The organism is Streptomyces sp. NBC_01006 (assembly GCF_045162725.1).
Classification (GTDB): Bacteria; Actinomycetota; Actinomycetes; order Streptomycetales; family Streptomycetaceae; genus Streptomyces.
In genome coordinates, this window is record NZ_CP108700.1 from 4027385 (window position 1) to 4044888 (window position 17504).

Consider the following 17504-nt stretch of genomic DNA (forward strand, 5'->3'; position numbering starts at 1 on the left):
CCTTCCGGCCGCACGGATCAGCCTCCTTGCACCCGTGCGCGCATCCAGCGGGCACTGTTGCCTGGATCAGGCTTGCCGCTGCGCTCGGGCGTGGCGGGGTACCAGCGCTCCTCCCATGACGGCGGCTGTGACCACGGCCGCGACAACGGTGAGGGCCAGCCATCCCGCGGGGATGGAGATGTCGGTCTCCATTCCGGTGAGGAAGGCCACGGAAGCCGCAATGCCCCATCCAGTTCCGATGATTCCACTCGCCACGATCAGCAAGGCGGACATGGAGGAGGCCAGTCGACGGCGCCACCAGGCGCTGGCGCCCACCGCGCCAAGCATCTGGTACTCGCCCCTGAGGTCGGAGGTCCAGAGGCTGACCATCGCAGCGACGATCACCATCGTGGTCAGCGCGGAGATGGCTGCCACGATCGGCTGGAGCCTCTGCACCGCGCTGACGACCGAGGGACCGGACTCCACTGCGACTGTCGAGTCCGCTTGCGTGTCCGCAGGAAGGCCGCGGAGGACCTCCTGCTGCTTGAGCTTGGAGTCGCCGTGGAGAAGGTAGGTGTCGGGGCCAACGGGGATGATCTTCGACTTCCGTGCACCTGCCGGGCTGACCAGGACCGCGGGGAGCTGCTGATACTCCTCGCCTCCGGTGCTCTGCGGTCGAATCAGGGACAGCGTCGCAGTCGTCTCAAGAACGAAGCCGTCCTTCTTGCGGGCCTGGGCCACCAGGTCCACTGTGTCCTTCAGTCCCGCCGGGGTGACCGCGACGGCCGCCTCCCCGCTCTCGTACCGGCTTCGCTGCTCATCGGTCAGCGTCCCGGCCAGAACCTGCGCGGCTGCGGCATCCGCGATCCCGACCGTCGGGAAGGGGATCTGCGAGGCCGAGGCCGCGTAGCAGGAGTGCCAGTCGTTCTGCCCGTACTTCAACAGCCCGCGGTCACTGATGCAGCCGAGGAAGTCCGTCCGGGGAGATACCGCGACCTGCTTCCCGTCCCGCCCGATGGCCGCGCGTTTGTAGCTGGTCGACACCTCGGCAGCCCCGGCGGAGCCCCTCAGCGCAGCCCGCTCCGCATCGCTCAGAGCCCGAGGGGTCACGATGAGAGCGGCGTTCTGCGGCAGCGACGCCTGATATTCGTCCCGCTGCTTCTGGGCCACGGAGGATGAGGCCACCAGGACCGTGGTGGAAACGGCGGCCACGACACCCAGCGCAATCAGCGTGGTGGCGGCCCGAACGGGAAAGGCGAGCAGGGACCTCAGGGCGGACCGCAGCAGTGTGGGCAGGGGCAGGTACGCGGTGTCCGCGCGGCGGGTGGCCGCCGCAGACAGGGACATGGCCGTGCCCGTGATACCGAAGATGAAGACCGCGACCCCCAGGACTGCGGTCAGCGCGCCGGCACCTGCCACCGCCGCGGCCAGACCGGTAACCGTCGCTGCCACAAGGCAGCCGGCAGCAGCCGTACGCAGGTGCAACTGACGATTGCTGTGAACCGGCGGAACCGCCTTCAACAGGGCGGTGGGATGTTCCTTCAGGGCCGCACGCGCGGGCAGCGTCGATACGACGACCGTGACAGCCACGGCCGTCACGACGAGGATCAGCGACGTGAGCCACGCGCCGTCCACTGCCCCCCAGTCAGCGCCCGCGCGCTCCGCCAACGCCGGCGCAGCCACGTGGGCCACGCCCTGCCCGACCGCGACGCCGACGAAGGATCCCAATACGGATACGCACAGCGCGTGCGATCGGAAGAACGCGGAACTCACTTGGACCGGAGCGCCGAGGGCGGCCAGCAGACCCATGTGCCGGCGCTGACTTCGCACGACGACGGCGAAGGCTGCGGTCACCAGGAGGCTGATCTCTGCCAGCAGCCCAAATCCGACGAGCAGAGCGGTGGAATCCGTGGCGTCGCTCTGCTCGGCGATGGCCGCGGCTTGGCTACTGGGCGTGTACGCGTAGCCGGTGCTCCGCAGCTTTCCGGACGCCGAAGGCAGGTCGGCTTGCGGCGGCAACCCGACGAACCATCGCGGGCTCCCCACATCTTTGGCCGATGACAGCGCCGCGGCGGTCCGGGCTCCGCCCGGTGGCAGGGCGAACAGCCGGTGACTCAGACCGTTGCGGTCGGATACCAGGCCCGAGACCGTGAACCGCGTTTCGCCCACCGAGACCTGCTGTCCGACGTCCGTGACGCCAACCGCCTTCGCCAGCGCGGACGACAGCACGATGGTCCCGTCCTGGGTGGAAGGAGCACCACGGTCCTTGCGGTACAGGCCGGCAGTGAGCGGATCAGCCAGGTCGACCGCCCGTCCGTCGACGGTGCTCTGCTGCCCCTCCGGGCCACGAACCACGAGGCCGATGACGTCGATGTCGTAGGCGAGGCGTGTGTCGTCGGGTAACAGGGCCGCCACCTGCGCGGTGGAAGCAGCCGGGTCGGCCGCGTTCTCCTTCTGCTCTCCCGAGAGAGTGCTGATCCGCCCATCGGCGGTGCCGTATGCCACGGCCCTGGCCTCGCTGATCGAGACACGGGAGGTGGCACTCAACGCGGCCACCGCCGAGCCGACGGCGACGGGCAGAGCGATGGCCAGGCAGACGAGAAGCGTGCGCAATCGGCTACGGCTCGCCAGACGCCAGCCGAGCATCCACGCCAGGCGGCGGTGGCTGACGCGGCTCAAGGGGCACCTGCCGCGACGATACGGCCGTCCTGTAGACGGACCACCTGGTCCGCTGCGGCCGTCACCTCCGGGTTGTGGGTGGCGATCACACAGGCGACGCCACTGGCCGCGACCTCCCGCAGCAACCCGATGACGTGCTCGCCATTCGCCGAGTCCAGGGCCCCGGTGGGCTCGTCGGCCAGTACCAAGGGCCTATGGTCGGCAATGGCCCTCGCAATCGCCACCCGTTGCTGCTCACCGCCGGACAGCTGATCCGGGAACTTCCGGGTGTGGCGGGGGACGCCCGTCCTCTCCAGTGCCTCGACCGCGCGCTTGCGCGCCTCCTTCCGCGGCATCCCTGACAGTTCCAGCGGAAGGCAGACGTTCTCCAGCACCGTCATAGTGCGGATCAGGTTGTACTCCTGGAAGACGTAAGCCACGAGACCGGCCCGAGTCCGGGTCAGCTCAGCGGGCCCCATCTTGGTCAGAACATGTCCGGCGAGCGTGACGGTCCCGGACGTTGCCTGCTCCAGGCCACCCGCGATGTTCAGCAGTGTGGACTTCCCCGAGCCGCTGTGACCGACCACTGCGGCCAGCGTCCCGGCGTGAAAGTCGACCGTGGCGGCATCGAGCGCGACATGACGCGTCTCGCCTGCCCCGTATATCTTGTGAACGCCCTCAAGCCGGAGGACCGGTTCGAGCGGCCCTCCGGCTTGAGGTGCAGTGGAAACCGCAGTGCGCATGTTCCGGAAACAACCTCTCTTGGGATCTGCGGAGTTGTCATCGCGGAGCGCCCCGCGGTGAGCTGCGGTTCCGGTCAGGAACTAGGAGGCGCGGGTCTCCATGATGGCGCCCCGCATGCTGAACCAGCACCACCCGTTCTGGGACGACTGCCAGCCCGAGACCCAGCTGGTGTAGATGTCCGGCGCGCCCGTGCAGTCGCCGCGGCCGCGAGCCTGACCGCCCACGACGTCACCGCAGGAGATCCACACGCCGTCCGAGTTCTTGCCGTACGAGCCCACTGAACAGTCGGCGTACACCGTGTTGGCACCGGTCGGCGCCGCCTGGGCCGGCGCTGCGGCTGCTACGCCGGCGAATGCGATGGCACTGATGCTGAGCGCCCCTACCTTGCGTCCGAGCTTGCCTCGTAACACGAGATGTTCCCCCTCCGGGAAGTTGGTGCGGAAACGGATCTTCGGTCGTGCAGCAAGAACTCAACCGTCCGGAAAGCGGTGGGAGGAACCGTAGATCTCGCCACCCTCGGGGTCCTGGCGCTCCCTGATGCCAGAGTGGCGGCTTCGGGCATAGGACACGCGCGATCCTCCGGGAACGACTGGAAAACTACGCCCGAGCCTGCGATACCCGCCCGATCATTGCGAACGCGATACGCAACGGACACCGATCACGGCCGATCACCACCTGCACGGATACCGATCACCCGTTGCTCTGCCTCCAGGTGCCGTATCTCGACTACTCGTACCGCCGTAATCACAGGGCAATCAGCAGTTCAGAGCAGATACGGCCAAGGCCCGAGGATGCCGTGATTCCGGCACGCCCTCCATCAGCAATTACGGGCGAGAGGTGTCCAGATCCTGGAGGGACAGGGGCCTCGTCCTGACCGGCCGAGGACAGCAGGAGCCCAGCCGACGGCCGAACCGATCGGCTGCGCCCTGTGATTGTCGATTTCCAATCGCTCAGCTCGGTGACTGAGGTGAGCAACGCGCATAGGGTCGCGGGGCGCTCGCCGAGATCGACGGCAACCGCCGGAGCGACCAAGCGGCGCACACCGCACTCACGGGGATGATCGAGGCAGCCGCACCGCTGAGGCACGCCGGCTTCTCGGCTGACGTCGTGGTCCGCCACGGCTCGGGTCCCTGAGCTGGCTCCGGACCCGAGACCGGTCTCAGTTCCGGTCTCATTCGTACTCGTACGAACATTTGGAAAGCGTGTTGGGGGCAACCCCTCACGAGTTCGAATCTCCTATCCTCCGCCAGTGCCTCACCGGGCCCTTCGACGTTCCCCGTGCCGACTTTCAGCCGGACGCCCCCGGAAGGGACGGCCTAGAGCCCCCGCTCCCGGCGCTGCGAACGGCGGGCGGTCGGCAGTGCCCGGCCCAGCGCTAGCACGCTCAGGCCGAACATCAGGACGCCCAGGGGTACATGGAGCGACGGTATGTGCGCGATGCCCAGCACCACCTGCACCGAGGCGAGGACCAGGAAGCCGGACGCGTACAGGATGGGGCGGGGAGTCCCGCCGCCCGGGCGCCAGGCCAGGATCGCGGCGAGCACGTACAGCATCGATGCGCCGTACATCACGCGCGCTCCGACGCCGTGCAGTGTCTCGCCGTAGGACGTGGACAGCAGCAGTCCGGCGGTGGCCGCCTGGAAGAAGACGGCCAGGGTCTGCAGGGCGATCGCGACCCGCAGGAAAGTGCGGGTGCGCCGGTCCGCGGTCGTCCGGTCCGCGCTCGTCCGGTCTGCGGTCATCTCGTCCGTGGTCTTCCGGTCTGCGGTTGTCCCGGTGGCCATGGTGCGGTCCCCTCTTCTGCCTCGCGGCGGTGGCTCGGTACTGTCTCGACAGTCCGACGACGTGGGCCCGCGAAATGTGAGGCGAACCAGAGGAACAGGGAGCGGTCGCTGCCGTGAGCACCTCCGATCCGGACCCGCGCGCGATCTTCGGCGAGCGGCGCCACCTCATCGCCCTCGCCTACCGGCTGCTCGGGTCGCTGACCGAGGCCGAGGACGCCGTACAGGAGACCTACGCCCGCTGGTACGGGCTGTCGCCGCGACAGCAGGAGGCCGTCGAGTCGCCCGGCGCCTGGCTGACGACGGTGGCCGGCCGCATCTGTCTGGATCTGCTCGGCTCCGCGCGGGTCCGCCGCGAGCGCTACGTCGGCGCGTGGATACCGGAGCCGCTGCCCGACCGTACGGAGTGGATCGGCGGGCCGGCCGACCCCGCCGACCGGGTCGCCCTGCACGAGTCGGTGAACATGGCCTTCCTCGTCGTACTGGAGTCGATGACACCGGCCGAACGCGTGGCGTTCGTCCTCCACGACGTCTTCCGGTACCCCTTCGCCGAGATCGCCGAGATCATCGCCCGGTCACCGGCCGCCTGCCGGCAGCTGGCGACCTCCGCACGACGACGCGTTCGCGCCGCACAGGCCCCCGCGGAGACGGCCGCGACCGCGACGGCCGGGCAGGCCGGCCTGGTGCGGCGTTTCAAGGAGGCGTGGGAAGCCCGGGACATCAAGGCCCTCGTCGGCCTCCTCGACCCCGACGCCACGATGGTCGCCGACGGCGGCGGACTGGTCGGCGCCGCGCTCCGCCCGGTCGAGGGCGGCGAGCGCATCGCCCAGTACCTGATCCACATGGCCGCCAAGGCTCCCGGGCTGATGCTCCTGGAGCGGACGGTCAACGGCCGGCCGGGCCTGGTGGCCCAGTACGCCGGCACCACCGTGACCGTGGCGGCGTTCGACCTCGCCGCCGACCGCATCACGCACATCTGGGCGGTCCGCAATCCGGAGAAACTCCGTGCGTGGAACCGGGAAGACACCCCCTAACGGATCTGGCCCGCCGCCCACTCGGCCCACTCCCGGCGCATGGCGTTGAAGCGCAGGCCGTACTCCAGGGCGATCCTGCCGTGGACCGAGAGCGGATCGTCGCCCCAGTCGATCGACGCGTCCAGCCGCCGCAGGTCCTCGTACTCCTGCTCGGACAGCTCCGCCAGCTCGGTCAGGTAGCCCCGCGCCTGCTCGGGGGTGAGCACGCCGAGGAAGAAGACCCTCAGCAGGATGTCACTGCGGGTGTTGCGCTGGGGCTTGATCTCCGTCAGCCAGTGGCGCAGTTCGGCCAGGCCCTCGTCGGTGAGGGTGTACTCCTTGCGCCCGCGCGGGCCTTCCGCCGAGACGCTGATCATTCCGGCGTCGGCGAGCTTGGCCAGCTCTGTGTACATCTGGCTCTGGGTGGCGGGCCAGACGTTGGCCAGCGAGGTCTCGAAGCGCTTGAGCAGGTCGTAACCGCTGGCCGGGCGCTCTGACAGGAGTCCGAGGAGGGCGTGTCGAAGGCTCATGGTCTTCACCTTACATTCCATCCTTGACATATCAGTACTGGAACATCTACTTTCGACATGTCAGAACAGGAATGTCAGCAGCCAAGCCCGGGGGTTTCCGATGTCGTACGTACGCACCTTCCTTCCGTGGATCGTCTTCGCGGTGGTTCCGTCCGCCCAGTGGCAGTGGGGCGCGCTCGCCGGTCTCGTGGCGGCCGTCGCGGTGACCGTCGAGCAGCGCCTGGCCGGTGCCGGGTTCGACGCGCTGATCATCGAACTCGGCTCGGCGCTGTTCTTCGCGGCCCTGACGGTCATCGCCTTCGCCGACCCGCACTCGGGCGTGCACGACTACTCGGCGGCCCTCTCCTCGGCCACCCTGGCCCTCATCGCCGGGGGTTCGCTGCTCGTGGGCAAGCCGTTCACGCTGGGCATCGCGAAGCGCACCACCCCGCGCGAGGTCTGGGGCCTGCGGCCGTTCATCCGGACCAACGTCGTCATCACCGCCGTGTGGACCGCGGCCTTCGCGGTCACCGCCGGCGCGCTCGCGGCCCTCGCCCACGCCGGCCACGGCCACTCGACGTCCGCCACGCTCGTCCAGGCCGCCGGGTTCGTCGTCCCGATGCTCTTCACCGTCCGCTACTCCGCCGCCGTCCAGGCCAAGGCCAAGGCCCAGGCCACCGGGCAGCTGTAGGGTGCGGGCGTGTCGTCGTACTCCATCGGGCAGGCCGCCGGGCTGCTGGGCGTGAGCGCCGAAACCGTCCGCCGCTGGGCCGACGGGGGGCGGCTGGCCGTGCGCCGCACGGCCGACGGGGCGCGCTCCTTCGACGGGGTGACGCTCGCCGCCTTCGCCAAAGCGCGGGCCGGTGAGCCGCGGCCGCAGCCGCCGGCGGGCAACGGAACGGCCACCTCCGTACGGAACTCCTTCGTCGGGATCGTCACCGCGGTGCGGCTCGACGACGTGGCCGCCCAGGTGGAGATCCAGTCGGGCCCGCACCGGGTGGTGTCCGTGGTGACGCGGGAGTCGGTCGAGGAGCTCGGGATCGCGGTCGGGGTGTGCGTCACCGCCCGGGTGAAGTCGACCGAGGTGTACGTCGACGTCCCCTGAGCCCGGGTCATGAACCGCTACGTGCAGCGCAGCGCCGCGTAGAGGTCCAGCTTGTGGTCCAGGCGGGACAGGTCCCGGCCCGTCAGGGACTCCACCCGCTCGATCCGGTAGTGCACCGTGTTGACGTGCAGGTGCAGGGCCTCCGCCGTGCGCGTCCAGGAGCAGTTGTTGGCCAGGAACACCTCCAGCGTCTCGCGCAGCATCCCGTCCCCGAGCGCCCCGAGCGTCCGCGTCGCGTAGACCGACCGGACCTCCTGCGGGACCCCCGACAACAGGGCGGACAGGGTGTCCAGTTGTTCCACCGCGCGGACCGGAACGGTCTCGTCCGTCGCCGTCAGGGCGAAGCGGGCCTGGTGCATCGACGCGCGTAGCGCCTCGGCGCCCGAAGCCGGCGCACCCGCACCGAGCCGGAGATCGGCTTCCGGGCCGCCGCACGCCTGGATCAGCGGCCAGACCGGGCGGAGCCGGCCCGGGACGTCGACCGCCGCGTCCTGGTCCTCGTACAGGACCGCGACCGAGCGCCCCACCGCGTACGGGACGTCCTCCAGGTGGGCCAGCGCCTCGGCCAGGGCGTCCCCGTCCGTCGCCGTGAGCACCCGGTACGGGCCCCCCGCCGGGAGCCCGGCCGCGGCCAGTGCCTCCTCCAGGGCCCCCGGGTCCGTGGCCTGCTCCTCCGCCTCCAGCAGTACGGCCAGCTCCCGGCCGGCGGCGGCGCGCACCGTGTCTGCGCGCCGGGCCCGGCCGTCGCGGTACTGGGCGAAGACCTCGGCGATCTCGTGGAGCACCCGCGGGGGCGCGGCGTCCGCGTCCGGCACGTGCAGCAGCCAGGCGTCGTACGGGGTGCGCTCGGACTCGATGCGCAGCGAGAGCCCCTCGCGCAGCGCTCCGCCGCCCGCCCGCTGGGCCGGGATCGCGGGCGCGGAGGGGGTGCGGGCGACGGTGCGGCCGCTCGCGGTCAGCAGGTAGCAGGCGACCTTGCCCAGGTGCGCGCAGGCCCGGTCCAGCAGTTCGGCGGGCCCCGCGCCGCCTTCGAGGAGGCGGCTGAGCTCGGCGCGCACGTTCTCGGGGAGCGCGAAGAGCCGGGTCGGGCGGCGGCTGAGGTCGCCCCACTGGCGCAGGTAGACCGCCTCGGTGACCGCGCGGAAGCTGGTCTGCGCGGGCACGGCCACGAGCGGTACGCGGTGGGCCCGGCAGGCGGCCACCAGTTCGTCGGGGACCCGGCCGTGGGTCTCCTCGCCGGCGAGGAGGGCGGTGGCCCCGGCCTCGGCGAGCGCGGAGACGAATCGATCCGCCTTCACCAGGTCGCCGTCGGTCCACCACACCAGGCCGCTGAGTACGAGCTCGCCGGGGCCCAGGAAGCGGCGCGGGTCCTCCAGGTCGGTGGCGGTGACCCCGCTGACCTCCTGGCCGAGAAGGGCGTCCTCGCCCCAGAGCAGGGTGAGGCCGAGGTTGTCGGACTGGAGCAGGTCGAGGACGTGCATGCGGGGCTCCTTGCGGTGGGTGGTAACCCACATTCGCGAGGCGAATACGAGAGTCACCATCGTAAATGCAAGGGCAAGACCCCAGTCAGCCTCTTGGTTGATCCTCCAGGACGAACCGTCCTGAGTCCAGCGGTTTCCGTGCTCGGCCACAGTCGTCCCGGGCCCGCCCCCGTTGCTTCACTGACTGGAAACGCTCGGTTCCCCGGGTGTCCCGAGTGGAGGGGGTGGCTCACCTTGGATCTCAACACCGTGCTCGACGTGCGCGACGCACGCCGCCGCGAACCCTGGCGCCCCGGCGACGCCTGGCTCGGTGGCGGCACGTACCTCTTCTCCGAGCCCCAGCCCCACATCCGCCGGCTGATCGACCTCTCGCGCATGGGCTGGCCGCCCCTGTCCTGGCAGCCCGACGGCGACCTCGACATCGCCGCCACCTGCACGATCACCGAGCTGTCCCGGTTCGGCCGCTCCCAGCCGGCGACCGCCGCGACCACCACCCCCGCCGCACCGCTGATCGAGCAGTGCTGCCGGGCCTTCCTCGCCAGCTTCAAGATCTGGAACATGGCCACCGTCGGCGGGAACCTCTGCAACGGCCTCCCGGCCGGCCCGGTCATCTCCCTGGCCGCGGGCCTCGACGCCACCGTCCTCCTCCAGGGCCAGGACGGCGCCACCCGCCGCATGCCCGTCACCGACTTCATCCGCGGCGCGGGGGTCAAGGACCTGCGCGAGGGCGAGCTGCTGCGCTCCGTACGCGTCCCGGCCCGCTCGCTGACCTGCCGCACGGCCTTCCGACAGGCCTCCCTCTACGGGCTCGGCCGCTCCGGCGCCCTCGTCATCGGCACCCGTGACCCCCAGGACGGCTCCTTCGCCCTCACGGTCACCGCCGCCACCACCCGCCCCTTCCGCTTCTGGTTCGCACTGCCGCCGACCGCCGCCGAGCTGCGCGAGGCGATCGACACCGCCGTCAGGCCGGACGAGTGGTTCGACGACATCCACGGACTGCCCGACTGGCGGCGCCACATGACCCTGCGCCTGGCCGAGGAGATCCGCCGCGAACTCACGTCGGCGTCGCCGGAGCTGGAGCTGGAGCCGGAGGAGGAGGAGGAGGAGGTTTCCCGATGAGCTTCGAGATCGAGATCAACAAGGAGCGCTTCGACACCGAGCCCCGCGCCGGCCAGTGCCTGCGCACCTACCTGCGCGAGCGCGGCTGGTTCGGCGTGAAGAAGGGCTGCGACCAGGGCGACTGCGGCGCCTGCACCGTCCACGTCGACGGCCGGCCCGTGCACAGCTGCCTCTACCCGGCCGTCCGCGCCGAGGGCCGCTCCGTCACCACGGTCGAGGGCCTCGCCGAGCCGGGCGGCGAACTCCACCCGGCGCAGCAGCAGTTCCTCGACGCCCAGGGCTTCCAGTGCGGGTTCTGCACGGCCGGCTTCCTGATGACCACCGCCGCCCTCCAGGCCGAGCAGGGCACCGACCACGACGACGGCAAGCTGGAGGACCTCCCGCGCGCCTTCAAGGGCAACATCTGCCGCTGTACGGGCTACCGCGCCATCGAGGACGCCGTACGCGGGGTGAAGCACACCGAAACCCCCGAACAGGGTGCGGCCGTCGGCAGGAGCCTCGGCGCCCCCGCCGGCCCCCTCGTCGTCACCGGAACCGCCCGCTACACCTTCGACGTCGAGGTGCCCGGGCTGCTCCACATGAAGCTGCTGCGCTCCCCGCACCCGCACGCCCGCATCGTCGACATCGACACCCGCGACGCCCTCCAGGTCCCGGGCGTGCACGCCGTCCTCACCCACCACGACGCCCCCGACAGGCTGTACTCGTCCGCCCGCCACGAGCATCCGACCGAGGACCCGATGGACACCCGCGTCCTGGACGACGTGGTCCGCTTCGTCGGCCAGCGCGTGGCGGCGGTCGTCGCCGACAGCGAGCAGGCCGCCGAGGAGGGCTGCCGCCGCGTGGTCGTCACGTACGAGGAGCTCCCGTACGTGATCGACCCGGAGGAGGCGATGCTTCCGGGCGCCCCCGTCATCCACCCCAAGGGCCCCGAGTCGGGGATCTTCCGCGCCGAGAACAACGTGTGCGGCGAGGTGCACGGCACGATCGGCGACATGGAGAAGGGGTACGCGGAGGCGGACGTCGTCTACGAGGAGACCTTTCAGACCCAGCGCGTGCAGCACGCCAGCCTGGAGACGCACGGCAGCGTCGCGTACTTCGAACCCAAGGAGGAGGGCGGCGGCGAGCGGATCACCGTCCGCTCCTCCACCCAGGCCCCGTTCCTGACCCGCCGGGCGCTGTGCGCCCTGTACGACCTGGGTGAGGACGAGGTCCGCGTCGTCGCGGGCCGCGTGGGCGGCGGGTTCGGCGGCAAGCAGGAGATGCTCACCGAGGACATCGTGGTCCTCGCCGCCCTGAAGCTGCGGCGCCCGGTGAAACTCGAATTCACCCGGGCCGAGCAGTTCTACGGTGCCACCACCCGCCACCCCTTCAAGATCACCATCAAGATCGGCGCCAAGGCCGACGGCACCCTCACCGCGCTGCGCATCCGCGTGCTCTCCAACACCGGCGCCTACGGAAACCACGGCCCGGCGGTCATGTTCCACAGCGTCGGCGAGTCCTTCGCCGTCTACAAGGCGCCGAACAAGGAGGTGGAGGCGTACTCGGTCTACACCAACGGCGTACCGGCGGGCGCCTTCCGCGGCTACGGCCTCGGCCAGGTCCTGTTCGCCCTCGAATCGGTGATGGACGAGCTCGCCGTCAAGCTCGGCATGGACCCGCTCGTCCTGCGCGAGAAGAACGTCATCGGCGCCGGCGACCACATGGTGACCCCGATCGGCCACGAGGAGGACCTGTTCATCGCCTCGTACGGGATGAAGCAGTGCATGGACGTCGTGCGGGGGGCCATCGCCGAGGACCGCAGCCACGAGGACGTGCCGGAGGGCTGGCTCACCGGCACCGGATCGGCCGTCGCCATGATCGCGACCGGCCCGCCGGGCGGCCACTTCGCCGACGCCCGGGTCAGCCTGCTCCGCGACGGCACGTACGACATCGCCGTCGGCACGGCGGAGTTCGGCAACGGCACCACCACCGTCCACAAGCAGATCACCGCCGGCGCGCTGAACACGACGGTGGACCGGATCGCGGTCCGCCAGTCCGACACGGACGTGGTCCGCCACGACACCGGCGCGTTCGGCTCGGCCGGAACGGTGGTGGCGGGCAAGGCGGTGATGCTGGCGGCGAACTCGCTCGCGGAGCGGCTCCAGACCTTCGCGGCCCGGCACACGGGCGTGGCCCGGCACCTGTGCAAGCTGTCGGCGGAGTCCTTCGACTGCGCGGGCCGGACCGTCACGCTCAAGGAGCTGTACGAGGCCGCGTACGACAAGGGCAAGCTCGACGAGATGGCCGCGGACGGCCACTGGGGCGGCTCGCCGCGCTCGGTGGCCTTCAACGCGCAGTGGTTCCGCCTCGCCGTGGACCCGGACACGGGAGAGATGAAGATCCTCCGGTCCGTCCACGCCGCCGACGCGGGCAAGGTCATGAACCCGATGCAGTGCCGCGGCCAGGTGGAGGGCGGCGTGGCCCAGGCGCTGGGCGCGACGCTGTTCGAGACCGTACGGGTGGACGAGCGCGGGGAGGTGACCACGGCGGCCTTCCGCCGTTACCGGCTCCCGCAGTACGCGGACGTCCCGCGTACGGAGGTGCACTTCATGGAGACCTCGGACGCGATCGGCCCGCTGGGCGCGAAGTCGATGAGCGAGAGCCCCTTCAACCCGGTGGCCCCGGCGTTCGCGAACGCGCTGCGGGACGCGACCGGGGTGCGGTTCACGGAGATGCCGGTGACACGCGACATCGTCTGGCGGAAGGTGAACCAGAGATTGCAGGACCTACAGGGGCAGAACACGCGATGAAGCCACATCTGCGGGTTGTATCAAGCCATCAACCTTGCAGATGAGGTTCCGGAATGACGGGCCCCGGGCACAATCCGCACATGGCCAAACTCATGCTGCACGGAGATCTGGACCACCCGGCGACCCTGAGCGTCGCGGACCTGCGGGACTGGGCACAGCACCGGGCCGAGGTCACGTTCGACTGCGCGACGAACGGTCCGCAGCACCATGTGTTCGAAGGTGCGCTGCTGCGCGAGGTGGTCGCGGGCGCCGGGCCGTCCTTCGACGCGCGCCGACGCAAGGACCGCAGCCGCTTCCTACTGGCGGTCAGCGGCGGGGACGGGCACCACACCGTCCTGTCCTGGGCCGAGCTCGACGCGGACTTCGGCGACAGCCCGGTGCTGCTGGCGACCCGGCTCGACGGGGAGGACCTCGACGAGGCGGGCGCGCAGCTGGTGGTCCCGTCGGACCGGTGCGGGGCGCGCTACGTCAGCGCCGTCACGCACGTGTGGTTCGGCTCGCTGTCGCCGCCGAACCTCGGGCTCTAGGCGGCCCTCCTCGGCTCAGGCGGTCGCGAGCGAGATCTCGGTCGACTTGATCAGCGCGACGACGGAGGACCCGGCGGCCAGGCCGAGCGCCTCGACGGCGTCCTTGGTGATGGCGGCGGTCAGCCCGCCGCCGTTCACGTCCACCTTGACGGAGGCCATGGCACCACCGGTGGCGACGTCGGAGACGGTGCCGGCCAGCTGGTTGCGGATGCTGATGCCGTCGACGGCGCCGGTGGCCAGCGCGACCTCGGTGGCCTTGACGAGCGCCTTGACCGAGGACCCCTCGGCGATGCCGAGGTCCTTGACGGCATCGGTGGTGATGGCGGCGGTGATGTCCTGCCCGCCTTCCAGACGGACCTTGACCGTGGCCATGGCCTCCCCGGCGGTGACGGCGGTGACGGTACCGGCGATCTGGTTGCGGATGCTCAGGCTCATGGGGTTGCTCGACCTCTTCGGTAGTGACCTCGCGCGGTCAGGGGGAACCGCTCAAGATCGACCGTAGGCATCCCGGCCCCGACCTGCATCCCACCCGTCGCATCCGCCAGCCGGAACCACCCGTGCGGCTCGCCTCTGCGGGTTTCGTGTGTCACGCGTGCTGCGGCACCTCGGGCTTCAGCATGCCGCGCAGCGCGTCGCGGAACTCCTGAGTGTCCTCTTCACCATGTACGGCGACCCCGTGCTGGACGGCCGCCCCCATGACTTCGTCTTCCTCACCCGTGATCGTCAGGGTGCACCCGATCTCACTGGGGTACTCCCTACAATCCATGACCTTGCGCATGACGCGCCTCCCGGTATGGAGAAGGTTCACTCCCCACGATCCTCCGAATGTCCCGGGGGCGAAAGTCCTAACCCTGGCGCGCGTACGAAACGAAGCCCGCCCAGGCCTGGGGCGTGAGGGCGAGCTGCGGCCCGTCGAGGACCTTGGAATCCCGCACCCGCACGGCTTCGGGACAGGCGGCCACCTCGACGCAGGAGTCACCCTCGGACCCACTGCTGTAGCTGCTCTTGACCCACGCCACCTCGACGCAGTCGTTGATGTCGTTGCTACTGCTGTAGCTGCTCTTGGACCAGGCCAATTCGTGGATCATGTCTCTCCCAGCAAATGCTCGACAAAGGCCCGCGACTCCCGTGGCGGGAGAGCCTGGGCCCGGATCATTCCATACCGCAGTTCAAGGATCCGGAACCGCTTGGCGTCGGACACGGGCCGCCCGTAGAACGCGCCTTCAGAGCGCCCTACCGCCGAGCCGTCCCCGAACTTCAGCATTTCGATCCCGCCGTCCATCCCCGCGTGGACCTCACAGTCCATCGGCATCACCTGAAACGCAAGGTTCCGCAACTGGACGACTTCCAGCAGGTGTTCAAGTTGCTGCCGCCAGACCATTGTGCCCCCGATGCGACGGCGCAGCGTGGCCTCTTCCTGGACGAAACTGAGCGCCGGAGCTGGATCACGGTCGAAGATCGACCGGCGCGCCATACGTGCGGCCAGGAACCGTTCGACCTCGGCTCGCGAGTACGCCGGCTGCCGCATCTCGAACATGGCGCGCGCCCACTCCGGGGTCTGAAGCAGGCCATGAACGGCATGAACGCTGTACACACCGATCTCGACGGCCTTCTCTTCCATCTGCGCGAGGTCCCGGACCTTCTTCGGGTACCGGACCCGAGAGAGATCCTCCGCCATGGCCCGGACCAAGCCGCCGGCCCTCAACGCGTCATCCAGCTTGTCCAAGTACTCCGGCTTGGCGATCCGCTTGCCGCCCTCGACCTTGTAGATCAGGGCCTCGCCGTACGTGATCGTCGCCGCCAGGTCGGCGACCCGTAGACCCATCGCCTCGCGCCGCGCCCGCATCTGACGGCCGAGCGCCGCTACCACCGCCGCGCCCTGTTCGTCCTCGGGGTCCACGGACCAGCTGTGTTCTTCCGTACCGTCACTGTCCACGCCCATGCGCACCCACCTCCTCAACGCGCCTTACCCGTCACTCACGTTGAGGCAGTCTCGACAGCTTTGGACAAAGTCGTGGACATACGTGCGGGCTGCTCGCGCCGCCGGGTCGCGCCCGGGCGCGACCCGGCGCGTCACGATGCTTTTCTTTGGAAGAACCAAGAGAAAGAACTCCGGCCCTACCCCTCCAGCCTCCCCGTAGCGCCGCTCACTCACACGGGTGAACCGACCCAACTCGGCTGGATTTCAGGCGGGTTGCCTGGCATATGCTCGCCGCGACAACTCCAGACACAGGACGGCCCCCGCCGGGACTCGCAATCCCGACGAGGGCCTGACCACGAGAAGGATCCAGCTTCCCAATGGCTTTCCAGCACTCTAACGCGCCCTCGCGCGCCGCGTACGGCGTTCAACACGCCAACGTCCGACAGACCCGCAATTTCACGGTCGTCAGCAACGACCTGATCCGGCACCCGCACTTGTCGATGACCGCGCGGGCCCTCGCCTCGTACATCCAGTCGGTGCCCCGTGGCACCCCGGTCGGCATCAAAGCCCTGGCCAAGCAGCTGCCCCTCGGGGAGAAGGCGATCGGCAAGGCGCTGGGCGAGCTGGAGGCGTACGGGTACCTGCGGCGGCTCCAGGAGAAGCTCCCGGACGGGCGGATCGTCACCCGTACGGTGTTCTGCAACGACCCGAAGGCCGTCACCCCACCCGAGCGAATCCCCGCCCCGAAGCCGGAACCCGCCGCGGAACCGGAACCTGCCCCGGCTCCCGCCCCGGAGCCCGAGCCCGCCCCGCCACCGCGGGCCCAGGCAACCCTCCCGGCGCCCCGCAACGCGGACAACCCGGCCCGTCGCCAGCTGGCCGAGGAGCTCCTGGCCGAACTCCGCCGGGCCGACCCCCGCCTGCTCCTCGGCGCCCGGGACGTCCGACGCCTCGCGGGCGGCGTCGAGGCCTGGCTGGAGCGCGGCGCCACCCATCAAGCGGTGACCAGCGCCTTGGCGGCGAACCTCCCGGACCACCCCCGCAACCCGGCGGGCCTGATCGCCCACCGCCTGAGGACCCAGCTCCCGCCCGTCCTGGCACCGCCGGCCCGCAGAGACCCCTTCGTCCCGCCGGACCCCTTCCAGACCTGCGAGAAATGCGACCGCGCCTTCCGCGCCCCGACCCCCGGCACCTGCAAAGGCTGCCGGACGCACCCTGAAGGGGCGGCCTAGCATGAAAGCGATGACTCGGACCCGGACCACAGGGCACAGACGAGGAGTGGGCTCTATGACCATCGCTCCGCACGATGTACGGCGGGAAGTGCACTGGTACCCGGCCATGCGAAATGCCGTTCAGTCGCTGGACGACACCGTTCCTGGCAAGTTCGAGATCACCAAGGAAGGCATTGTCCACGACATGATGGCGCCCAGCAGCCCCCATGAGCTGACAGCGGCCCGGGTCAGCCGACGTCTGGAAAAACTCATGCCGGATGGGCTGCTCGCCCACACAGGAGCCCCGGATGTCGAGGACGAGCCCCAGGGCATCCTGCGGCTACCGGACATCATGCTGATCGCCGAGGTGGACATGGAAGGTCAGGGTTCCTTCGACCCCCGGACCCTTATCGCCGCCATCGAGGTCGTCTCCCGGTCCAACCCGGACAACGACTGGATCGGCAAGATGCGGGACTACCCCTTGCTCGGCATCCCCGTATACGCGATCTTCGACCCCCGCACCGGGACGGGCGCCGTCCTGTCGGACATCCACCCGACCGCCGCCGGACCGCGCTACGCGACCCGCAAGGATTTCGTCTACGGCGAGGACGTCACCGTCGCCGAATGGACCATCTCCACCGAGGGCCTGCCCCTCTACGCGTAGGGA

18 protein-coding genes are annotated in these 17504 nt (G+C 70.0%); 8 read left to right on the forward strand and 10 right to left on the reverse strand.

Annotation, left to right across the window (positions count from 1 at the left end; all coding sequences use genetic code 11):
• Positions 1-66: 66 nt before the first annotated feature.
• The 4 genes from OG509_RS18355 to OG509_RS18370 form a co-directional block, all read right to left on the reverse strand.
• The gene (locus OG509_RS18355) at positions 67-2658 is read right to left on the reverse strand and encodes an FtsX-like permease family protein (RefSeq protein ID WP_406183572.1); all 2592 of its coding nucleotides are present in this window, start codon (positions 2656-2658) and stop codon (positions 67-69) included.
• A complete protein-coding gene (locus OG509_RS18360; RefSeq protein WP_053692490.1) occupies positions 2655-3380 on the reverse strand; it encodes an ABC transporter ATP-binding protein in 726 nt (241 codons plus the stop codon). The genes OG509_RS18355 and OG509_RS18360 overlap by 4 nt, the downstream gene beginning before the upstream one ends.
• Before the next feature lie 81 nt (positions 3381-3461).
• On the reverse strand, positions 3462-3791 hold the full coding sequence (locus OG509_RS18365) for a hypothetical protein (RefSeq protein WP_406183573.1): 330 nt from the start codon (positions 3789-3791) through the stop codon (positions 3462-3464).
• Positions 3792-4697: 906 nt separating this feature from the next.
• Positions 4698-5123 carry a hypothetical protein gene (locus OG509_RS18370; RefSeq protein ID WP_406187619.1) on the reverse strand — a complete coding sequence of 142 codons (426 nt, stop codon included), beginning with the start codon at positions 5121-5123 and terminating at the stop codon, positions 4698-4700.
• Positions 5124-5278: 155 nt separating this feature from the next.
• Here OG509_RS18370 and sigJ point away from each other — a divergent pair, with 155 nt between their 5' ends.
• The gene (gene sigJ / locus OG509_RS18375; RefSeq protein ID WP_406183574.1) at positions 5279-6196 is read left to right on the forward strand and encodes an RNA polymerase sigma factor SigJ; all 918 of its coding nucleotides are present in this window, start codon (positions 5279-5281) and stop codon (positions 6194-6196) included.
• On the opposite strand, the gene OG509_RS18380 is transcribed toward sigJ, so the two are convergent.
• Positions 6193-6705 (reverse strand): PadR family transcriptional regulator, encoded by a 513-nt coding sequence (locus OG509_RS18380; protein WP_406183575.1) that lies wholly within the window; start codon positions 6703-6705, stop codon positions 6193-6195. The genes sigJ and OG509_RS18380 overlap by 4 nt on opposite strands.
• Before the next feature lie 100 nt (positions 6706-6805).
• Here OG509_RS18380 and OG509_RS18385 point away from each other — a divergent pair, with 100 nt between their 5' ends.
• Both OG509_RS18385 and OG509_RS18390 read left to right on the forward strand, forming a co-directional pair.
• On the forward strand, positions 6806-7375 hold the full coding sequence (locus OG509_RS18385) for a hypothetical protein (RefSeq protein WP_406183576.1): 570 nt from the start codon (positions 6806-6808) through the stop codon (positions 7373-7375).
• 9 nt (positions 7376-7384) lie between these two features.
• Positions 7385-7789 (forward strand): molybdopterin-binding protein, encoded by a 405-nt coding sequence (locus OG509_RS18390; RefSeq protein ID WP_385591076.1) that lies wholly within the window; start codon positions 7385-7387, stop codon positions 7787-7789.
• Positions 7790-7806: 17 nt separating this feature from the next.
• Here the strand turns inward: OG509_RS18390 and OG509_RS18395 are convergent, their stop codons facing one another.
• Positions 7807-9270, reverse strand: a complete 1464-nt coding sequence (locus OG509_RS18395) for a PucR family transcriptional regulator (protein WP_406183577.1) — start codon at positions 9268-9270, stop codon at positions 7807-7809.
• Between the two features lie 234 nt (positions 9271-9504).
• Here OG509_RS18395 and OG509_RS18400 point away from each other — a divergent pair, with 234 nt between their 5' ends.
• The 3 genes from OG509_RS18400 (at position 9505) to OG509_RS18410 (ending at position 13705) form a co-directional block, all read left to right on the forward strand.
• Positions 9505-10389: an FAD binding domain-containing protein gene (locus OG509_RS18400; RefSeq protein WP_406183578.1), complete on the forward strand. Its 885-nt coding sequence runs from the start codon at positions 9505-9507 to the stop codon at positions 10387-10389.
• Complete coding sequence (locus OG509_RS18405) at positions 10386-13178, forward strand: molybdopterin-dependent oxidoreductase (protein WP_406183579.1); 2793 nt, start codon at positions 10386-10388, stop codon at positions 13176-13178. Before OG509_RS18400 ends, OG509_RS18405 begins: the two co-directional genes overlap by 4 nt.
• Positions 13179-13258: 80 nt before the next feature.
• Positions 13259-13705, forward strand: a complete 447-nt coding sequence (locus OG509_RS18410; protein ID WP_406183580.1) for a molybdopterin-dependent oxidoreductase — start codon at positions 13259-13261, stop codon at positions 13703-13705.
• Positions 13706-13720: 15 nt separating this feature from the next.
• Here the strand turns inward: OG509_RS18410 and OG509_RS18415 are convergent, their stop codons facing one another.
• The 4 genes from OG509_RS18415 to OG509_RS18430 all read right to left on the reverse strand — a co-directional run bounded on the left by OG509_RS18415 (position 13721) and on the right by OG509_RS18430 (position 15647).
• Entirely contained in the window at positions 13721-14140 is a 420-nt protein-coding gene (locus OG509_RS18415) for a molybdopterin-binding protein (RefSeq protein WP_406183581.1), read from the reverse strand.
• Between the two features lie 151 nt (positions 14141-14291).
• Entirely contained in the window at positions 14292-14483 is a 192-nt protein-coding gene (locus OG509_RS18420; protein ID WP_030160209.1) for a DUF1059 domain-containing protein, read from the reverse strand.
• 67 nt (positions 14484-14550) lie between these two features.
• A complete protein-coding gene (locus OG509_RS18425) occupies positions 14551-14793 on the reverse strand; it encodes a DUF397 domain-containing protein (protein ID WP_406183582.1) in 243 nt (80 codons plus the stop codon).
• Positions 14790-15647, reverse strand: a complete 858-nt coding sequence (locus tag OG509_RS18430; protein WP_385591063.1) for a helix-turn-helix domain-containing protein — start codon at positions 15645-15647, stop codon at positions 14790-14792. Before OG509_RS18430 ends, OG509_RS18425 begins: the two co-directional genes overlap by 4 nt.
• Positions 15648-16003: 356 nt before the next feature.
• Between OG509_RS18430 and OG509_RS18435 the strand changes: the two genes are divergently transcribed.
• Both OG509_RS18435 and OG509_RS18440 read left to right on the forward strand, forming a co-directional pair.
• Positions 16004-16858: a helix-turn-helix domain-containing protein gene (locus OG509_RS18435; protein ID WP_406183583.1), complete on the forward strand. Its 855-nt coding sequence runs from the start codon at positions 16004-16006 to the stop codon at positions 16856-16858.
• Between the two features lie 55 nt (positions 16859-16913).
• Positions 16914-17501, forward strand: a complete 588-nt coding sequence (locus tag OG509_RS18440) for a Uma2 family endonuclease (protein ID WP_406183584.1) — start codon at positions 16914-16916, stop codon at positions 17499-17501.
• Positions 17502-17504 lie beyond the last annotated feature (3 nt).